The 16,762-nt window shown below is 71.7% G+C and carries 14 protein-coding genes; 6 read left to right on the forward strand and 8 right to left on the reverse strand.

The annotated features are described in order from the left end of the window. The first annotated feature begins 123 nt into the window (after positions 1-123). Positions 124-1,050 carry a DUF3027 domain-containing protein gene (locus HJD23_RS23245; protein WP_171110776.1) on the forward strand — a complete coding sequence of 309 codons (927 nt, stop codon included), beginning with the start codon at positions 124-126 and terminating at the stop codon, positions 1,048-1,050. Between the two features lie 55 nt (positions 1,051-1,105). Here the strand turns inward: HJD23_RS23245 and HJD23_RS23250 are convergent, their stop codons facing one another. The 3 genes from HJD23_RS23250 to HJD23_RS23260 all read right to left on the reverse strand — a co-directional run bounded on the left by HJD23_RS23250 (position 1,106) and on the right by HJD23_RS23260 (position 2,825). Continuing rightward, on the reverse strand, positions 1,106-1,339 hold the full coding sequence (locus HJD23_RS23250) for a hypothetical protein (RefSeq protein ID WP_240980792.1): 234 nt from the start codon (positions 1,337-1,339) through the stop codon (positions 1,106-1,108). An 83-nt stretch (positions 1,340-1,422) separates the two neighbouring features. Further along, on the reverse strand, positions 1,423-2,325 hold the full coding sequence (locus HJD23_RS23255) for a hypothetical protein (RefSeq protein ID WP_171110781.1): 903 nt from the start codon (positions 2,323-2,325) through the stop codon (positions 1,423-1,425). 200 nt (positions 2,326-2,525) lie between these two features. Then, the gene (locus HJD23_RS23260) at positions 2,526-2,825 is read right to left on the reverse strand and encodes a hypothetical protein (protein WP_269475757.1); all 300 of its coding nucleotides are present in this window, start codon (positions 2,823-2,825) and stop codon (positions 2,526-2,528) included. Positions 2,826-3,022: 197 nt separating this feature from the next. Here HJD23_RS23260 and HJD23_RS23265 point away from each other — a divergent pair, with 197 nt between their 5' ends. Beyond that, positions 3,023-6,136 (forward strand): molecular chaperone Hsp90, encoded by a 3,114-nt coding sequence (locus tag HJD23_RS23265; RefSeq protein WP_171110785.1) that lies wholly within the window; start codon positions 3,023-3,025, stop codon positions 6,134-6,136. 40 nt (positions 6,137-6,176) lie between these two features. Here HJD23_RS23265 and HJD23_RS23270 read toward each other — a convergent pair whose 3' ends face one another. Both HJD23_RS23270 and HJD23_RS23275 read right to left on the reverse strand, forming a co-directional pair. Beyond that, complete coding sequence (locus tag HJD23_RS23270; protein WP_171110786.1) at positions 6,177-6,407, reverse strand: hypothetical protein; 231 nt, start codon at positions 6,405-6,407, stop codon at positions 6,177-6,179. Beyond that, positions 6,404-9,877 (reverse strand): colicin E3/pyocin S6 family cytotoxin, encoded by a 3,474-nt coding sequence (locus HJD23_RS23275; protein WP_171134072.1) that lies wholly within the window; start codon positions 9,875-9,877, stop codon positions 6,404-6,406. The genes HJD23_RS23270 and HJD23_RS23275 overlap by 4 nt, the downstream gene beginning before the upstream one ends. A gap of 472 nt (positions 9,878-10,349) precedes the next feature. On the opposite strand from HJD23_RS23275, the gene HJD23_RS44040 reads away from it, so the two are divergent. Continuing rightward, positions 10,350-10,820 (forward strand): hypothetical protein, encoded by a 471-nt coding sequence (locus HJD23_RS44040; protein WP_232107703.1) that lies wholly within the window; start codon positions 10,350-10,352, stop codon positions 10,818-10,820. Between the two features lie 47 nt (positions 10,821-10,867). Further along, positions 10,868-11,551 carry a hypothetical protein gene (locus tag HJD23_RS23285; protein ID WP_171114787.1) on the forward strand — a complete coding sequence of 228 codons (684 nt, stop codon included), beginning with the start codon at positions 10,868-10,870 and terminating at the stop codon, positions 11,549-11,551. A 23-nt stretch (positions 11,552-11,574) separates the two neighbouring features. Here HJD23_RS23285 and HJD23_RS23290 read toward each other — a convergent pair whose 3' ends face one another. Then, on the reverse strand, positions 11,575-13,968 hold the full coding sequence (locus tag HJD23_RS23290) for a cation-translocating P-type ATPase (RefSeq protein WP_171114785.1): 2,394 nt from the start codon (positions 13,966-13,968) through the stop codon (positions 11,575-11,577). A gap of 132 nt (positions 13,969-14,100) precedes the next feature. Next, complete coding sequence (locus tag HJD23_RS23295) at positions 14,101-14,373, reverse strand: DUF2530 domain-containing protein (RefSeq protein WP_171114782.1); 273 nt, start codon at positions 14,371-14,373, stop codon at positions 14,101-14,103. Positions 14,374-14,506: 133 nt separating this feature from the next. Here HJD23_RS23295 and HJD23_RS23300 point away from each other — a divergent pair, with 133 nt between their 5' ends. Beyond that, positions 14,507-15,958 (forward strand): NCS2 family permease, encoded by a 1,452-nt coding sequence (locus HJD23_RS23300; protein WP_171114780.1) that lies wholly within the window; start codon positions 14,507-14,509, stop codon positions 15,956-15,958. 25 nt (positions 15,959-15,983) lie between these two features. Here the strand turns inward: HJD23_RS23300 and HJD23_RS23305 are convergent, their stop codons facing one another. Continuing rightward, positions 15,984-16,169, reverse strand: coding sequence for a CopG family antitoxin (locus tag HJD23_RS23305; RefSeq protein ID WP_171114778.1), 186 nt, complete (start codon positions 16,167-16,169; stop codon positions 15,984-15,986). Positions 16,170-16,323: 154 nt separating this feature from the next. Between HJD23_RS23305 and HJD23_RS23310 the strand changes: the two genes are divergently transcribed. Further along, a complete protein-coding gene (locus HJD23_RS23310) occupies positions 16,324-16,761 on the forward strand; it encodes a MarR family transcriptional regulator (RefSeq protein ID WP_171114776.1) in 438 nt (145 codons plus the stop codon). Position 16,762 lies beyond the last annotated feature (1 nt).

Consider the following 16,762-nt stretch of genomic DNA (forward strand, 5'->3'; position numbering starts at 1 on the left):
TGACACAGGTGCGCCCGAGCGCGACAGGGCGCGGACGTCGACGCGGTCCCCAGGTCCGCTCCGTCCGCCCCGTCGCCTTCCGGCAGGCGCACTGAGAGACGGCGTAGGAGAGAAGCGATACCTGTGAGCGCAGCGACAACGCGAAGCCGCACCCCCGACCGCCTGTGCGCCGAGGCCGTCGATCTAGCCCGCGCCGCGGCCGAGGAGGCCGCCGCGCCCGGCGTCGTCGGGGAGCACGCCGGTCTGGCCTCCGAGGGGGACCGCGTTGTCACGCACTTCTTCGAGTGCAAGGAACTCGGGTACCGCGGCTGGCGCTGGGCCGTGACCGTGGCGCGGGCGTCGCGCGCGAAGATCGTGACGCTGGACGAGGTGGTGCTGCTGCCCGGCCCGGACGCGCTGCTGGCGCCGGAGTGGGTGCCGTGGAGCGAGCGTCTGCGGCCCGGCGACATGGGCCCCGGCGACCTCCTCCCCACGGACGCGGAGGATCTGCGGCTGGAGCCGGGCTGGTCCGGCGAGGAGGAGCCGCCGCCGAACTCCGCGGTCTCCGCGGACATGGCGGAACTGGTCGAGGCCGAGGACGCCGAGGTCACCGCCGGGCCCCCGGCCGCGCTGCCGACCGCGCCCACGCGCGGCTCCATCGCGGCGGTCGCGGAGGAACTGGGCATGCGGCGCGCCCGGGTGCTCTCCCGGTACGGGCTGCATGTGGCCGCCGACCGCTGGGAAGAGGCGTACGGCCCGAAGACGCCGATGGCCCAGGCGGCCCCCGCGGCGTGCGTGACGTGCGGCTTCCTGGTACCGATCGGGGGGTCCCTGGGGCAGGCCTTCGGCGTCTGCGCGAACGAGTTCTCACCGGCCGACGGCCGGGTGGTGTCACTGGCGTACGGGTGCGGGGGCCACTCCGAGGCAGCGATCATGCCGAAGCCACCGCAGCCGGCTCCGCCGGTGATCGACGAGACACGGGTGGACCCGTTTCCGCTGCGGCCGGGGCGGGATTCGGGGTCGGTGCCGGACGTCTCCGACGAGGAAACGGCGGAGCTGGGTCACTCGTAGGGCTTCTTGGGCTTCCCGGCCTGCGTTTCCTTCAGGCGGCCGGCTCGGGCCGATGTCAGGGCTGCTCATCGACGAAGATCGCGTCGGCGGTGGGCGCGGTGACAGCGCGCCGGAGCCAGCGGCGGAGGGTTTCGGGGTCGGTGCAGTCGGTGATGCGTGCGCGAACGTCGTCGGGGACGTCGATGCCGCGCGCATCGAAGACGACGAGGATGTCTTCGGCGGCGCGGCGCGTTTCGCCCTCGGCCCGGAGTTCCTGTGAGAGGGATGACTTGTAGAAGGAGAGATCCACGGCCCAGGTTCTCCACATTTCTGCGGCTGGGTGTTTGCGCAGGGGCGCCCCGAGTCGGCTCGGGGCGCGCGCCAGCGGGGATGTCAGGGCTGCTCGTCCGCGAAGATCGCGTCGGCGGAGGGTGCGGTGACGGCGCGCCGGAGCCAGTGGCGCAGGGTTTCGGGGTCGGTGCAGTCGGTGATGCGGGTGCGCACTGCGTCGGGGACGTCGATGCCGCGGGCATCGAAGACGTCGAGGATGTCTTCGGCGGCGCGTCGCGTTTCGCCTTCGGCTCGGCCCTCAGCCCGGCCCTCGTCCCGGAGTTCCTGCGAGAGGGATGACTTGTAGAAGGAGAGATCCACGGCCACCAGGTTCCTCCACAATTCTGCGGCCGGGTGCTTGCCCAGGCCGCGGGCGATGAGTTCGATGATCGGGTCGGCGATGGTGTGGGGGGTGTCCCGCAGGACGGTCGTCATTGCCTTCAGTATGGCCCCGATGTCCGGATCCTTGGCGTGGGTGATGGCGGACAGCGTGGCGAGTGCGAGGTCCTTGCGGACCTCGGCCGTGTCGGTGATCACCGGCATGTTGTGCGGTCCCGCGACCAGCGGACACAGCGTGAGTAGGGGCCACTGGCGGGGGCCGAAGCGGACCGGGCGCGCGGCCCATTCCGCGGTGGCGCGGTCCTGGCAGACGACCAGCAGCACCGGCTGCAGCCGGTACTTCGTGAGCAGGTACGACGCGTAGTAAGCCCAGCTGGCGGGCTTGTTCGGGTCCTTCGCGCTCTGGGACTCGATCGCGAGGAGGAACGACTCGTCGTCCTCCGTGTCGAACCGCAGCAGCGTGTCCACACGGCGTTCGACCGGACTGATCTCGGTGAGGTCGTTGGGCAGGACGGTGACGGATGTGGGCGGTGCGAAGTCGATGCCCAGCGTCTCGGAGACCCGGGAGAAGAGTCCCGGGTGGTCCTGGAAGATGCGGTGCATCGCCTCGTGGGACGAGCTGACCATGGGTTCCTTCGGGGGAGCGGAGTGGCGAGCAATATGCCTGTGGCATATGCGCCGGTGTGTTCTGCCGCGAGCGTATGGCTGCAACTCCGGGTGCGCAGAGCGAAGTTGGCGATGTTCACCCCGGGGGGTGAATGCGGTCATGAGTCGAACTCAACTGAGTTGGATTTCTGGTTCACGTCACTCAGCGTGGTCATCCGTGCCTACTGTGAGAAGTGACTCAGCGGGTACGTGCGGTGACTGTCCGGAGGTTGTCCGGCAGCGGTACGACGGAGGGGCACGGGATAACGGTCGAGGCCGAGGTCGGAATCGATGCGCTGCAGAAATCGGTCGACGGCCCGCACCTCGGGAGTGGTGAGCAGCAGGAGGTCGTCGAACGATCCGCTGGACGAGCGGCCACCGTCCGGTGTGATCCGCGCTCCGCCGAGAACCGCGGCCCACGCCGGGTCACCCAGGGGTGGCTCACGAGCGTCGTCCGCGCAGCCGGTGAGCGCCATGTGCAGGGCGTGCCAGGTAGGACTCCAGGCCGACGATCACGCAACGCAGTTCTGGCCAAAGGCGCTCACCGATACCGAGCGACTCGGGCGCTCGGTATCGTGCGAGTGTCCCGGTCGCCTCCCTGGCACCCACGGGGCCGGGCAAGCGGCGCGCCGGTGGCTGGGAGCGATACCTTCTCCTCACGCCGATGAGGAGAGTGAACGTGAGCAAGTTCGTGCGGCCGGCGGCCGAGGGGGCCGATCCGTTCGGGACCGCCCGGCTGCGGCGCGGGGTGCTGGACGCGTGGGCCACCAGTCCGGCCCGGTTCCGGGAGGACGCCAACGCCGAGGAGGATCTCGTCCTCGGTGGCTACCGGGACCGGCTCGTCGTCGAGCTGGCCCAGAACGCCGCCGACGCGGCCGCCCGCGCCGGCGTGCCCGGCCGGCTGCGGCTCACCCTCCGTGACGGCGTTCTCTTCGCCGCCAACACCGGCGCCCCGCTGGACGCGGCCGGCGTCGAGTCGCTCGCCACGCTGCGCGCCTCCGCCAAACGGGACACCCCGTCGATCGGCCGGTTCGGCGTCGGCTTCGCGGCCGTCCTCTCCGTCACCGACGAGCCCGCCGTCGTCGGCCGGCACGGCGGTGTCCGCTGGTCCCTCGCCGAGGCCCGCGACCTGGCCGCCGGCACCGCCCGGCACAGCCCCGGCCTGGGGGACGAGATCCGCCGTCGGGACGGGCACGTCCCTCTCCTCCGCCTCCCGTTCGCCGCCGAGGGCACCGCCCCCGACCCGTACGACACCGTCGTCATCCTCCCCCTGCGCGACGCGGCCGCCGCCGATCTCGCCGAGCGCCTCCTGCACGCCGTCGACGACGCCCTGCTGCTCACCCTGCCGGGATTGGAGGAGGTCGTCGTCGAGATCGGGGCCGATGCTCCTCGCACGCTGCGGCGGCGGGGCGAGGGCGGCCTGACCGTCGTCGAGGACTCGCGGGACGGCGTCACCCGGTGGCGTACCGCCGTCGCGCACGGCCCGCTCACCCCGGATCTGCTCGCCGACCGGCCGGTCGAGGAGCGGCTGCGCCCGTACTGGTCGGTCACCTGGGCCGTGCCCGTGGACGCCGACGGCACCCCCGCGCGCCCGCGCACCAGCCCCGTCGTACACGCCCCCACCCCCAGCGACGAGCCCCTCGGCGTGCCCGCCCTGCTCATCGCGTCCTTCCCGCTGGACACCACCCGGCGGCACGCCGCGCCCGGCCCGCTGACCGACTTCCTGGTCGGCAAGGCCGCCGACGCGTACGCCGAACTGCTCGCCGAGTGGCGGCCGGTGACCGAGGGGATCATCGACCTCGTGCCCGGACCGCTGGGCAAGGCCGAACTGGACGGGGCGCTGCGGCAGGCCATTCTGCAGCGGTTGCCGCGTACCTCCTTCCTGCCCCCGGCCGGTACGGGGCCCGACGAGGACCTGCCCGAGTCGCTGCGGCCGCGCGACGCCGAGGTGGTGGAGGGGGCCGGCGCCGAGACCGTGCGCGTGCTCGCCGAGGTGCTGCCCACCCTGCTGCCCGCCGGGCTGGAGCGGCGCGTGGAGCTGCGGACGCTGGGCGTCGCCCGGGTCCGGCTGACCGACGCCGTCGACCGGCTGGCCGGGCTGGAGAAGGAGCCCGGCTGGTGGCGGCGGCTGTACGACAGCCTGGCGGGCGTCGACCCCGACCGGCTCACCGGCCTGCCCGTGCCGCTCGCCGACGGCCGGACCACCATCGGGCCCCGGCAGGTGCTGCTGCCCACCCCCGACGCCGTCCGTGTCGAGCCCGAGACCCTCGCCCGGCTCGGCCTGAAGGTCGCCCACCCGGACGCCGCGCATCCGCTCCTGGAGAAGCTCGGCGCGCTGGCCGCGACACCCCGCGCGGTCCTCACCACCCCGCAGGTGCGCGCCGCCGTCGCCGCCTCGCTCGACGAGGAGGGCGGGCCGTCCTGGGAGGAGGACGCCCTGGACGCCGAGGAACTGGCGGACACGGTCCTCTCCCTCGTCCGCGACGCCGGTCTGGAACCGGGTGACGAGCCCTGGCTCGGCGCCCTCGCCCTCCCCGACGAGGAGGGAGAACTGGCGCCCGCCGGTGAGCTTGTCCTCCCGGGCAGTCCCTTCGCGCAGGTCATGCGTGAGAGTGAACTTGTCGCTGTCGACGCCGAGTTGGCCGAACGCTTCGGCGAGCAGTCGCTGGCCGCCTGCGGCGTGCTGGCCAACTTCGCCCTCGTACGCGCCACCGACGTCGTCCTCGACCCCGACGAACTGGAGCCCCGCGAAGGCGACTACGCCGAGCCGGACGACCCCGGTCTGCTGGACGCGGTGGACGTCTGGTGCGAGGACATCCTCGACCGCTTCCCCGACTCGCCGGTGCCGCCGGTCGCCACCGAGCTGGTCGCCGTACGGGACCTGGACCTCGTGGACGACGACAAGTGGCCGCAGGCCCTGGCCCTGCTCGCCCGGCCGCCGCTGCGGGACGCGCTCACCCAGCCGGTGCGGATCCTGCTGCCCGACGGCACCCATGAGGTCGTACGGCCGTACACGGCCTGGTGGCTGCGGGGGCACCCGGTGCTGGACGGCCGCCGCCCGGCCGGTCTCCTCGCCTCCGGCGGCGACCCGTTGCTGCGCGGCCTGTACGACGAGGCCGACGCGACCGGCTTCCACGACGAGCAGGTGCTCTGGGCGCTCGGCGTACGCACCTCGGTGGCCGCCCTCCTCGACGAGCCGGGCGGCGCGGCCGAGCTGCTGGACCGGCTCGCCGACCCCGAGCGGCCGGTCACCGGAGCCCAACTGCACGCCCTCTACGGTGCGTTGGCCGAGCTGGACCCCGAGCAGGTGACCCTGCCCGACGAGCTGCGGGCCGTGGTCGACGGGCGGGTCGAGGTCGTGGACGCGGCCGACGCGGTGGTCGTCGACTCGCCCGACCTGCTGCCGTTCACCGAGGGCGTCCCGCTGCTGCCGGTGCCGCCGTCGCGCGCCGCCGAGCTGGCGGAGCTGTTCCAGGTGCGGCGGCTGAGCGAGTCCGTAACCGGCGAGGTCGACTCCGAGGGCACCGAGCACGATGTACCGGAGTCGGTGCGGGTGCTGCTGGGGGCGCGGACGCCGGATGCGTACGTCGAGCACGAGGAACTCGTCGTCGACGGCGTGGAGATCGACTGGCGGCTCACCTCCGACGGTGTCCTGCACGCCGCGACCCTGGAGGGCGTCGCGGCGGGGCTGGCCTGGGCGGCGGGGCAGTGGCCGCGGCGCTTCGAGGTGGCGGCGCTGCTGGAGGACCCGTCCAGGACCGCGGAACTGGCCCGCGACCGCTGGTTCGACTGAGCCACAGGGGCCGTCCTTCGGACGGCCCCTGTTCGTCTCGTCAGTCCGCCTCGGGCTCCAGGAAGTAGTCGTACTTCTCCAGGTCGAGCGCGATACCGGTCAGCTGCTGGAAGCGCTCGGCGTGCTCCTCCTTCAGGGGATACACGTCGGCCAGCTGGTCCGCCGGCATCCCCAGGAGTTCGCCGAAGGCCTCCGCGCCGACCGCGGTGACGTCGGTGGACGAGTCGGGGAAGTCCTCGTCCTTGGCATAACGGGTGACAAGGAAGATCACGGTGTTACCTTCCGGGTCGGGTCTGCGGGCTTGGTCCGGGCTCCAGTGTCCGGGTCGAACTCCCCGAGGTGCTTGCCGCGCTTGTTGTACTTCTCGACCGTGCCGTGCTGCGAGTCCCATTCGTAGATCTCACCGGACTTGGGGTCCTTCCAGCGCTTGCGCATACCGCCGCCGCCCTGCACCGGCGTCTTCGGCTTGGCCTTCGCCGCGTTGGGGAACCCCGGCAGGCCGCCCTTCGGCGCGGGCTTCGGCCCGGTCTGCGCCTTCTGTACGGCACTGCTCTTGCTCTGCGCCTCGCGCAGCGCCTGGCCCAGGCCGTCGCTGAAGCGGCCGACACCGTCGGCGGCGGTGAACCCGCCGCCCACGACCAGGGTCGTGCTCGCGGCGATGGCCGGAGCGCCGGCGAGGCAGCCGATGCCGGTGATGCACAGCGCACCGCCTGCGATGTCACCGGACGCGCCCACGCCCATCATCAGGACACCGGTGCCCGTCTCGGCGAGCCCGGCCCAGACGTCCGGGTTGGTGAGGATGGCCTCGCCGTAGATGAGGACGGTGTCCGCCTTGTCCTCCAGCCAGTCCGGGATCCAGCCGTCGTCGGTCTCCTCCTCCGGGGCCTCCTCGCTCTGGGCCTGCCGCCAGGCTGCCTCGGTCCTGCGGAACTCGGCCTCCTCCTCGATCTGCTTGGCGACCGCCGTCCGGAAGGCCTCCAGCATGGCCTTGTCGGCCGCGGCCGACTCCTTGCCCGCGGCCGTCGCCGACGCGCGGGCCTCCCGGGCGGCGGTCCACGCCTCGTCGGCGGAGCCCTGGGCCCAGTTCGCGGACGCCTGCGCCTGCGTGGCCGACGTGACGGCCCGGGCCGCCGCCGCGTGGGCGTCGCGCTCCGCGGCCCGTGCCGTGCGGGCGGAGGCGGCGGCGTTCGCCGCGGACGTCTCCGCCTCGGTGGCGGACTTCCTGGCGTCGTCGGCGTATCCCTTGGCGGCCTTCGCCGATGCGTCCGCCTGCTTGGAGTACGCGGCGGCGTCCGCGGCGGCCTTGCGCGCGGTCGCGGCGACCTTGCCCGCATCTGCCGCGTTCTTCTGCGCGGTGGCGGCCACGGAGGCGGCCTCGGAGATCATCTGCTGCACCAGGGCGACATGGCTCGCCGCGAGCTGGTCCTTGCGCTGCGCCTGGTACTGGCCCTGCTGGATGAAGGCGTGCAGCAGCGGGTCGGGGCCCTCCAGCGCGATCCGGGCCGCTGCCTTGACCTCGGGGCCGCCGCTGTCGATGAGCTGCGCCGCGCGCACCCGCTCGTCCTCGGTACGGGCCGTGTACTGGCCGTCGGTGATGAAGGCGCGGAACCGGTCCACGGAGTTCGAGCTCAGCGCCGCGCGCCCCGCCTCCTTGACGCCAGGACCCGAGTCCGCGATCACCCGCGAGATATAGAGGCGCATGTCCTGCGCCACCGTCTCGTACTGACCGTCCTTCAGGAAGGTGCTGATCGCTGCCGAGTCACCGGCCAGGGCCTGCTCGGCCCCCCTGCGGATGCCGGCCGACGGCGAGTCCAGGGCCAGCGACTCCACGCGGGACCGCTCGTCCTGCCGTGCGGCGTCGGCCCGCCCCGAACGGACGTACGCCACCACGTCGTCGGCGTCACCGGACAGCGCCTGCCCTGCCGCCGAGCGGCTCCAGGGGCCACGGGTCTTCAGCGTGCGCAACGCCACGTCACGGCCCTCGTCGGCCACCCGCTGCACATCGGCGTCCGGCGCGGCGGCAGCCGTGCTCAGCCGCAGGGCGTCCGCCTCCAGATCCGCGGCGGCCTGCGCCACTCGGTCCTGCGCCGCCTCGCGCTGCTCCTCCTGCGCCTTGAGCTCCCTGGCCCGCGCGACGGCCTCGTTCGTCCGGGCGGTCAGTTCCTCGGCCTCGATCTGCCGGGCCAGCGTGTGCACCGTCCGGGCCCTGGTCACGGCCGTGCTCGCGGAGTCGGCCGCCTCCTTGGCGGCCTTCGCGTGAGCGGTCGCCTGGGCCGCCGCCTTCGCGGCGTCCGTGGCGTGGTCGGCGGCCTCCTTGGCAGCCTTGGCCGCGTTCTCGGCGTGCGTGGCAGCCGAGTTGGCCGCGTCGCGCGCCTCGTTGGCGGCGGTGGCCGCCTTCCGGGCCAGGCTCTCCGCGGCGTTCGCGGCGCGGGTGGCCTCCGCGGCCTGGGCGCGCGCTGCCGCGGCGGCGGCACTGGCCTCGGCGGAGCTGGCGCCCGCCTGGTCCGCGTAACGGCCGGCGTCGGTCGCGGCGCTGGCGGCCGCGTTGGCGTTGCTGCCGGCGCTCGCCGCGGCCCTGGCCGCGTCCCCGGCCGCGGTCGCGGCGATACCGGCCTGGTGGGCGGCGTCGGCCGCGAGCCGGGCGCCCTTGGCCGCGGCGTTGGCGTCGTCGGCGGCCTTGCGGGCCGCGGTCGCCTTGCTGTGGTCCGCCGCCGCGTCTGCGGCCGCCCCGCGGGCCCGGCTGGCGGCCTGGGCAGCGCCGGCGGCCGCGGACGCCGCCTGGGTGGCCGCGTTGGCGGCGGTGCGGGCCGAGTTGTTCGCGGCGCGGGCCGCGTCGATGGCCTGCTGGGCCGCCCTGGCCGCCTGGTTGGCGGCGGTGGCCGCGCGGGAGGCGGCGGACGCGGCGCGCACCGAGTCCTTGCGGGCCGCCTCCGTCTCGGTCGCGGCCTTCTGCGCGGCCTCCTTGGCCAGGGCGGAGGCCGCGATGGCCCGCGCCGAGGCGTCCTTGGCCGCCTCCGTCTCCTGCGCCGCCAGCCGTCCGGCCGCCTTCGCCTGGGCGGCGAGCTGGGCGACGGTTGCGCGTTCCTGGTCGCGCGACCGGGCGACGTACTGTCCGACCTGCAGGAACTCGCGGACGTCGGCGGCGGTTCCGTCCAGGGCGATACGGCCCGAGGCCCGCACGTTGGGGCCGCCCGTGCTCATGATCTGCACGAGCTGGACCCGCTCGTCCTCCTCGCGCTGCGTGTACTGGCCGTCGTTGAGGAAGGCGGCCATGTCATCGGGCGTGCCGGCGAGCGCGGCGCGGCCGGCCTTCTGCACACCAGGCCCGCCCGCGTCGATGATCTGGGCGATGCGGACGCGCTGGTCCTGCTCCAGCGGCGCTTTCCAGCCGTCCTTCAGGAACGCCTTCAGGTCGGCCTCGGTCCCCGTCAGCGCCTTGCGGGCGGCCTCCTGGAGACCGCGCCCGCCGATGCTCGCGAGCTGCGCGGTCTGTACGCGGTCGTCCTGGTGGGCGGCCTCGGGCGCGACGTCGTCGAGGAAGTGCCGTACGTCGTTGTCGCCGCCGGTGAGGGCGACCTCGGCGGCGGCCCGAAGCCCGGGCCCGCCCGCCTTCCACAGCTCCACGACGCGGGCCCGGTCCGTGTACGCGCTGCTCGCGGTACCCGTGTCGTCGGCGGGCGAACCGGCGGCCAGGGCCGGAGCGGGGCCGAGCAGTCCGGCGGCGATCGTCAGGGGCAGCACCGTCAGTGCCGCCCGGCCTATCAGGTGTTTCGTTTTCCAAGCAGCATCGAACTGGTTGGTTCTTCGATTCACTGAGAGCACCTGTCTCGGTAATCGGCGACGACCCCCGAATGCGAGTCGCCGAATGGTCGGTGGTAAGCATAGGTGGGAGCGCTCGAATGGGTGTTGAGCGGCTGAGAGTTGACGCGGGGTGGGTCTGTCCATAAGGTGTGTCCCGGCTCTACTTTTGCGGTGACCGGCCTGACCAGTCGGGGAACACCGTGAACTTTTCTTGTCGGCAGGGGGTAAACGGGGACCGGTTGCGCCTGTACGCAACCGGCTGGTCTGGGCGTATCTGGTGGCCAAGGGCGGTCGCGGCCCGCGTATCTCTACTTTTGTCATCGCATCCTGGCGGGGGTTTCTCGATGCGGGGATCCACGCCGGAAGGGACTCTTCGGTGCCTTTCCGTGTCCGAAATCTGGTCGTTTTCGGAATGGCGGCCACGTGTGCAACGCTGGCCGGTATTTCCGCTGCCTCAGCAGATGATCCGCCGCAATCCCCGGCCGATTCGGCTCCGCCTTTCGCGGTCGAGGACTACGGTTATCCCGGGGCCGACCGGATACTCGCCGAAAAGGGAATCCTGCTGAAGAAGGGCGACGGCGGCATTCTGCTGGCCGAGTGCGACCCGGCCGCCCAGCAGATTCGGGTGCTCACCCGCAAGGACGACTCCGTGGGCCGGGCCGGCACCTACTGCTTCAAGGCGATGGGGAAGACCGGCCGCCTCACTCTGGAGCTTCCCGAGGTCTTCATGGTGGAGGCAGGCGCGGACCACCCGATCCGCGCCGACCTGACCAGCAACGGCAGGACCACCTCGATCAGCATCCCCAAGGGCGGCTTCGAGTCCGTCGGCGAGGGGTCCGGGGGCGCGCCGTCGGTCCTCGTCGAGCTCCGGGTGACCGGCTGACTCGCCGAGCGGCCGGCCCCGGAAGCCGTCCGGGGCCGGTGGAACGCATGCGCATACGAGCCACTGTCGCCACCGTCACCGGCGCCCTGGCCCTCTCCACCCTCGCCGCACCGGCCGTGCACGCCGCCCCCGGCCGGCCGTACGACCTGAACGTCACCTTCTCGCACTTCAAGACCACCAAGGCGATCAAGGTCGGCGCCACCGGTCACTACTCCACCACCGTCACGTACAAGCTGACCCACGGCGCGGACGTCGACATCAAGGCCGAGGACTTCGTCACCAACCCCGTGCTCCACCGCGGCTCGCTCGCCACCCCGAGCAGCGCCCCCCTCACCGGCCTCAAGCCCGCCACCTGCACGGTCAACTCCGCGACCACCGCCACCTGCACCGGCAGGATCGACATCTACCCGGGCGAGGAGTTCGACATCACCAAGGTCGGCTACGCCGACAAGGGCGACCTCGGCACCACGCTGGTACGGCGTGCCGCGCAGCTGACGGTGAACGCCTCGCCGGAGCCGGTGAAGAAGGGCAAGACCCTCACCGTCACCGGCAGGCTGACCCGCGCCGACTGGGAGACCGGCACGTACGCCGGTTACTCGACCCAGCCGGTGGAGCTGCAGTTCTGCAAGAAGAACGCCACGACGTACACCAAGGTCAAGACCCTCGAGACCAACAAGGGCACGACGGCCACGGCGGTCGCGGCGCCGGGTGACTTCGTGGACGTGCGGTAGGTACGTCGCCCTCGACGGGAGCGCTACGCAGGGAACCGGCGGTCGACCCACTTCCACAGAACCTCCAGGACGACCGCCGCCCCTACCGCGATCCCCACCGCGATCCACGGCACCGTCATCCCCACCAGCTTCAGCGCGAAGAAGTCCTGCAGCCAGGGCACCACCAGCACCACCACGAACAGCGCCCCCATCGCCGCCACCAACGCCAGCCGCCACCACGTGTAGGGCCGGGCAATGATCGCCAGCACCCACATCGCGATCAGGAACAACGTCAGCGTCGCCGCACTCGTCTCCGCGCCCAACGCATCAGGCCCCGTGTAGTACTGCCGAGCGATCAGATACGTCGCGAACGTCGCCACCGCGGCCAGCACCCCACCCGGGATCGAGTACCGCATCACCCGCCGCACGAAGTGGGGCTTGGCCCGTTCCTTGTTGGGCGCCAGGGCGAGGAAGAACGCCGGGACGCCGATCGTCAGCGTGGACAGCAGCGTCAGATGGCGCGGCAGGAACGGATACTCGACCTGCGAGCACACCACCAGGATCGCCAGCAGCACCGAGTACACCGTCTTGACCAGGAACAGGGTCGCCACGCGCGTGATGTTGCCGATGACGCGGCGCCCCTCCGCCACCACCGACGGCAGCGTGGCGAAGCTGTTGTTCAGCAGCACGATCTGCGCCACCGCCCGCGTCGCCTCCGACCCCGAGCCCATCGCGACCCCGATGTCGGCGTCCTTCAGGGCGAGCACGTCGTTCACGCCGTCGCCGGTCATCGCGACCGTGTGCCCGTGGGACTGCAGCGCGCCCACCATGTCCCGCTTCTGCTGCGGGGTGACCCGCCCGAACACCGTGCCCTCGTTGAGGGCCTCGGCCATCCTGTCCCGGTCGCTGGGCAGCCGCCGCGCGTCCACCGTCGTACCGGCCAGCCCCAGCTTGCTCGCCACCGCGCCGACCGACACCGCGTTGTCCCCGGAGATGACCTTGGCGGCGACGTTCTGGTCGGCGAAGTAGCGCAGGGTGTCCGCGGCGTCGGGACGCAGCCGCTGTTCGAGTACGACGAGTGCGGCGGGCTTGGCGTCCCGGACGAGCTCGGGGGAGTCCAGGTCGCCGGAGGTGCGGGCGAGCAGCAGCACGCGCAGGCCCTGCTCGTTCAGCCGGTCGGTCTCGGCGAGGTTCGGGTCGTCCTCGTCGAGCAGTACGTCGGGGGCGCCCAGGAGCCACGTGCTGGACTCGCCGTTGCCCTCGCTGAAGGACGCGGCGCTGTACTTGCGGGCGGAGGAAAAGGGCAGCGCCTCGACGCAGCGCCAGTCGTCGTTGTCGGGGTAGGCGTCGATGATCGCCTGGAGGGAGGAGTTCGGGCGCGGGTCGGACTCGCCGAGGGCGCCCAGCACCTGCCGTACGTACGCCTCGTTGTAGCCGTTGAGCGTGCGCAGCTCGGTGACGTCCATGCCGCCCTCGGTGAGGGTGCCGGTCTTGTCCAGGCAGACCGTGTCGACGCGGGCCAGACCCTCGATCGCGGGCAGCTCCTGGACCAGGCACTGCTTGCGGCCGAGCCGGATCACGCCGATCGCGAAGGCGACGGAGGTGAGCAGCACCAGGCCCTCGGGGACCATGGGGACGATGCCGCCGACCGTGCGGGCGACGGAGCCCTTGAAGTCGGTCTGCTTCACCACCAGCTGGCTGATGATGAGGCCGATGGCGGTCGGGATCATCATCCACGTCACGTACTTGAGGATCGTGGAGATGCCCGAGCGCAGCTCGGAGTGGACCAGCGTGAACCGCGACGCCTCCTCGGCGAGCTGTGCGGCGTACGCCTCCCGCCCCACCTTGGTGGCCTGGAACGCCCCCACCCCGGCGACGACGAAGCTGCCGGACATGACCTGGTCCCCCGGCCGCTTGACGACCGGGTCGGCCTCGCCGGTGAGCAGTGACTCGTCGATCTCCAGCCCGTCGGCCTCGACGCACACCCCGTCGACGACGACCTTGTCACCCGGCCCGATCTCGATCAGGTCGTCCAGCACGATCTCCGCCGTACTGACCTCGGCGGCCACCCCGTCCCGCCGCACGGTCGGCCGGACCTCGCCGATCAGGGCCAGGGAGTCCAGGGTCTTCTTCGCCCGCCACTCCTGGAGGATGCCGATGCCGGTGTTGGCGAGGATGACGAAGCCGAAGAGGCTGTCCTGGATCGGCGCGACGACCAGCATGATCGCCCAGAGCACGCCGATGATCGCGTTGAACCGGGTGAAGACGTTGGCGCGGATGATGTCGGCCATCGACCGGCTGCTGCGCACCGGCACGTCGTTGACCTCGCCCCGCGCGACCCGCTCGGCGACCTCGGCTGCGGTGAGCCCGGTGGTGGGAGAGGGCGCGCGCAAGGGGTGCGCGGCATCGAGACCGGCGCCCGCGTCGATGTGCGTCATGCATTCGACGGTACGGGCGGATTTGGGCCTTCACCCCCCGAGTGGGGTGAAGATCCGACTACGGGAGGACGTCCGTAGTGCCTCGGGTGTACGGGAGCTCCCGTGGGCCGTACGCACCTGGTCCTACGGGGGTCACGGCGCCGGTGTCGTCTGCTCGCGTGCCGCCGCCGTGCGCTTGATGGCGGCGTCGCGCCTGCGGACGTACCAGACGCCGATCAGGCCCAGGCCGCCGCCGGCCAGGCAGGTCCACAGCCACCAGGTGTGGCCGTGCTCGTCGAACCAGCCGTAGAAGGGCAGCTGGACCAGGAAGAGGACGAACCAGACGATCGTGCCGCCGATGATGGTGCCGACCACGGGGCCCTCCAGGGGCTCCGGCGCCTCGTGCTTGGGGGTCCACTTCGCCATGGGCACAGCTTACGAGGCGGGCCCGGGAGCCCGTCCCCCGAATGGGTCTACGCGCGGAGATGGCACTTCTTCCCTCATATGTTCATACTGAAACAGTTTGCCTTTGACCGGTTCTGTTCGCAGGAAAGACCAAATGCCCACCTCGGCCTCCCCCAAGGCTCCCGCGCCCGAGCAGCCGGGCGGCGCGCCCGCGTACGGCGCCCTCGACCGCTACTTCAAGATCTCGGAACGCGGCAGCACGCTCGCCCGTGAGGTCCGAGGCGGTTTCGCCACCTTCTTCGCGATGGCCTACATCATCGTGCTGAACCCGATCATCCTCGGCAGCGCCAAGGACATGTACGGCCACCAGCTCGACAACGGTCAGCTGGTCACCGCGACGGCGCTGACCGCGGCGTTCACCACCCTGCTGATGGGCGTCATCGGCAACGTACCGATCGCGCTGGCCGCCGGTCTGGGGATCAACTCGGTCGTCGCGCTCCAGCTCGCCCCGCGGATGTCCTGGCCGGACGCCATGGGCATGGTGGTGCTGGCCGGTTTCGTGGTGATGGTGCTGGTCGCCACCGGTCTGCGCGAACGCGTGATGAACGCCGTGCCGTACGGCCTGCGCAAGGCCATCTCCATCGGTATCGGCCTGTTCATCATGCTGATCGGTCTCGTCGACGCCGGTTTCGTCTCCCGTATCCCGGACGCCGCCCAGACCACCGTGCCGCTCCAGCTCGGCACCACCGGGCACCTCACCGGCTGGCCGGTGCTGATCTTCGTTCTCGGCGCGCTGCTCACGCTGGCGCTGATCGTGCGGAAGGTGTCCGGCGCGATCCTGATCTCGATCGTGACGATGACGGTGCTCGCGGTGATCGTCAACGCCGTCGCCGACATCCCGTCCTGGGGTCTGACGACCCCCAAGTGGCCCGGCAACCCCGTCGCCACCCCCGACTTCGGCCTGATCGGCCAGGTCAGCCTGTTCGGCGGCTTCGCCAAGGTCGGTGTGCTGACCGGCGTCCTGTTCGTCTTCACGGTCCTGCTGTCGGCCTTCTTCGACGCGATGGGCACGATCATGGGCGTCAGCGAAGAGGCCAAGCTGACCGACGCGCAGGGTCAGATGCCGGGCATCAACAAGGTCCTGTTCGTCGACGGCGTCGCCGTCGCCACGGGTGGCGCCAGCTCCTCCTCGGCCACCACCGCCTTCGTGGAGTCCACGGCCGGCGTCGGCGAGGGCGCCCGTACCGGCTTCGCGAACGTCGTCACGGGCGGGCTGTTCGCCGTGGCGCTCTTCCTCACGCCCGTCGCCACGATGGTCCCGTCCCAGGCGGCCACGCCCGCGCTGGTCGCGGTCGGCTTCCTGATTCTGGCCGGTTCGATCAAGGAGATCGACTGGGCGGACTACACGATCGCCGTCCCGGCCTTCGTGACCATGCTGATGATGCCGTTCACCTACTCGATCACCAACGGCATCGGCATGGGCTTCATCACCTTCGTGGTGCTGCGCCTGGCGGCGGGCCGGGGCCGGGAGGTCCCGGCGGCGATGTACGCCGTGTCGGCGGTGTTCGCCTTCTACTACCTGATGCCGGCGCTGGGCCTGACCTGAGCCACGCCGAGCCCGGACTGAAGGGTCATGTGACCCCGTAGAACCGCTCCGTCTCCTCGACGGCGGCCTGGAATCGCTCGTCGAAGTCGTCGCGCATGAGCGTCTGGATGACATAGTCCTGGACGCTCATGCCGCGTTTCGCGGCTCGGTGCCGCAGACGTTCGAGCAGGTCACCGTCTATACGCAGGCTGAGCACGCTGGTGGTTCCCATGGACACGAGGGTCGGGGGCGCTCGCGGGCGGCGGGTCATCTTTTGCAACCGGATCACCCGTATGGATGAAGGTGAGTTTTCGTGGCACGTCTCACGGGCATCCGGGCGTGTCGCGGGTGTTCTTTAGCGAGGGTAATGAGATAAGCTAAAGAACATGCCGGACTTCACCCATGGCGACGACGCTGCCGCCGTGAACTCTCTGCGATCGGCCGTGATGCGGCTGTCCCGTCGGCTCAAGCACCAGCGGGTCGACGAGTCACTGAGCCCGACCGAGATGTCGGTCCTGGGCACCCTGGCCCGCTGCGGCACCGCCACCCCGGGCGAACTCGCCCGCAAGGAACACGTACAGCCGCCGTCGATGACCCGCATCGTCGCGCTGCTGGAGGCCAAGGGGCTGGTCCGGCTGGAGCCGCACCCCGAGGACCGGCGCCAGAAGGTCGTCACGCAGACGGAGCGGGCCGAGGCGATGCTCGAAGAGAGCCGTCGCAAGCGGAACGCGTTCCTGGCCTCGCTGGCCGCGGACCTCGACGAGGACGAGTGGGCGAAACTGCGCGCCGCCGCCCCCGTGCTGGAGAAGCTCGCGCATCTGTGAC

Source organism: Streptomyces sp. Z423-1, from assembly GCF_013009255.1.
GTDB lineage: Bacteria > Actinomycetota > Actinomycetes > Streptomycetales > Streptomycetaceae > Streptomyces > Streptomyces gossypiisoli.

Excerpts from the sequence above, each read along its gene's own strand:
- HJD23_RS23255 (WP_171110781.1), bottom strand. The coding sequence starts at position 2,325 with ATGGTCAGCTCGTCCCACGAGGCGATGCACCGCATCTTCCAGGACCAC.
- HJD23_RS44040 (WP_232107703.1), top strand. The coding sequence starts at position 10,350 with ATGGCGGCCACGTGTGCAACGCTGGCCGGTATTTCCGCTGCCTCAGCA.
- HJD23_RS23285 (WP_171114787.1), top strand. The coding sequence starts at position 10,868 with ATGCGCATACGAGCCACTGTCGCCACCGTCACCGGCGCCCTGGCCCTC.
- HJD23_RS23290 (WP_171114785.1), bottom strand. The coding sequence starts at position 13,968 with ATGACGCACATCGACGCGGGCGCCGGTCTCGATGCCGCGCACCCCTTG.
- HJD23_RS23295 (WP_171114782.1), bottom strand. The coding sequence starts at position 14,373 with ATGGCGAAGTGGACCCCCAAGCACGAGGCGCCGGAGCCCCTGGAGGGC.
- HJD23_RS23300 (WP_171114780.1), top strand. The coding sequence starts at position 14,507 with ATGCCCACCTCGGCCTCCCCCAAGGCTCCCGCGCCCGAGCAGCCGGGC.
- HJD23_RS23305 (WP_171114778.1), bottom strand. The coding sequence starts at position 16,169 with ATGGGAACCACCAGCGTGCTCAGCCTGCGTATAGACGGTGACCTGCTC.
- HJD23_RS23310 (WP_171114776.1), top strand. The coding sequence starts at position 16,324 with ATGCCGGACTTCACCCATGGCGACGACGCTGCCGCCGTGAACTCTCTG.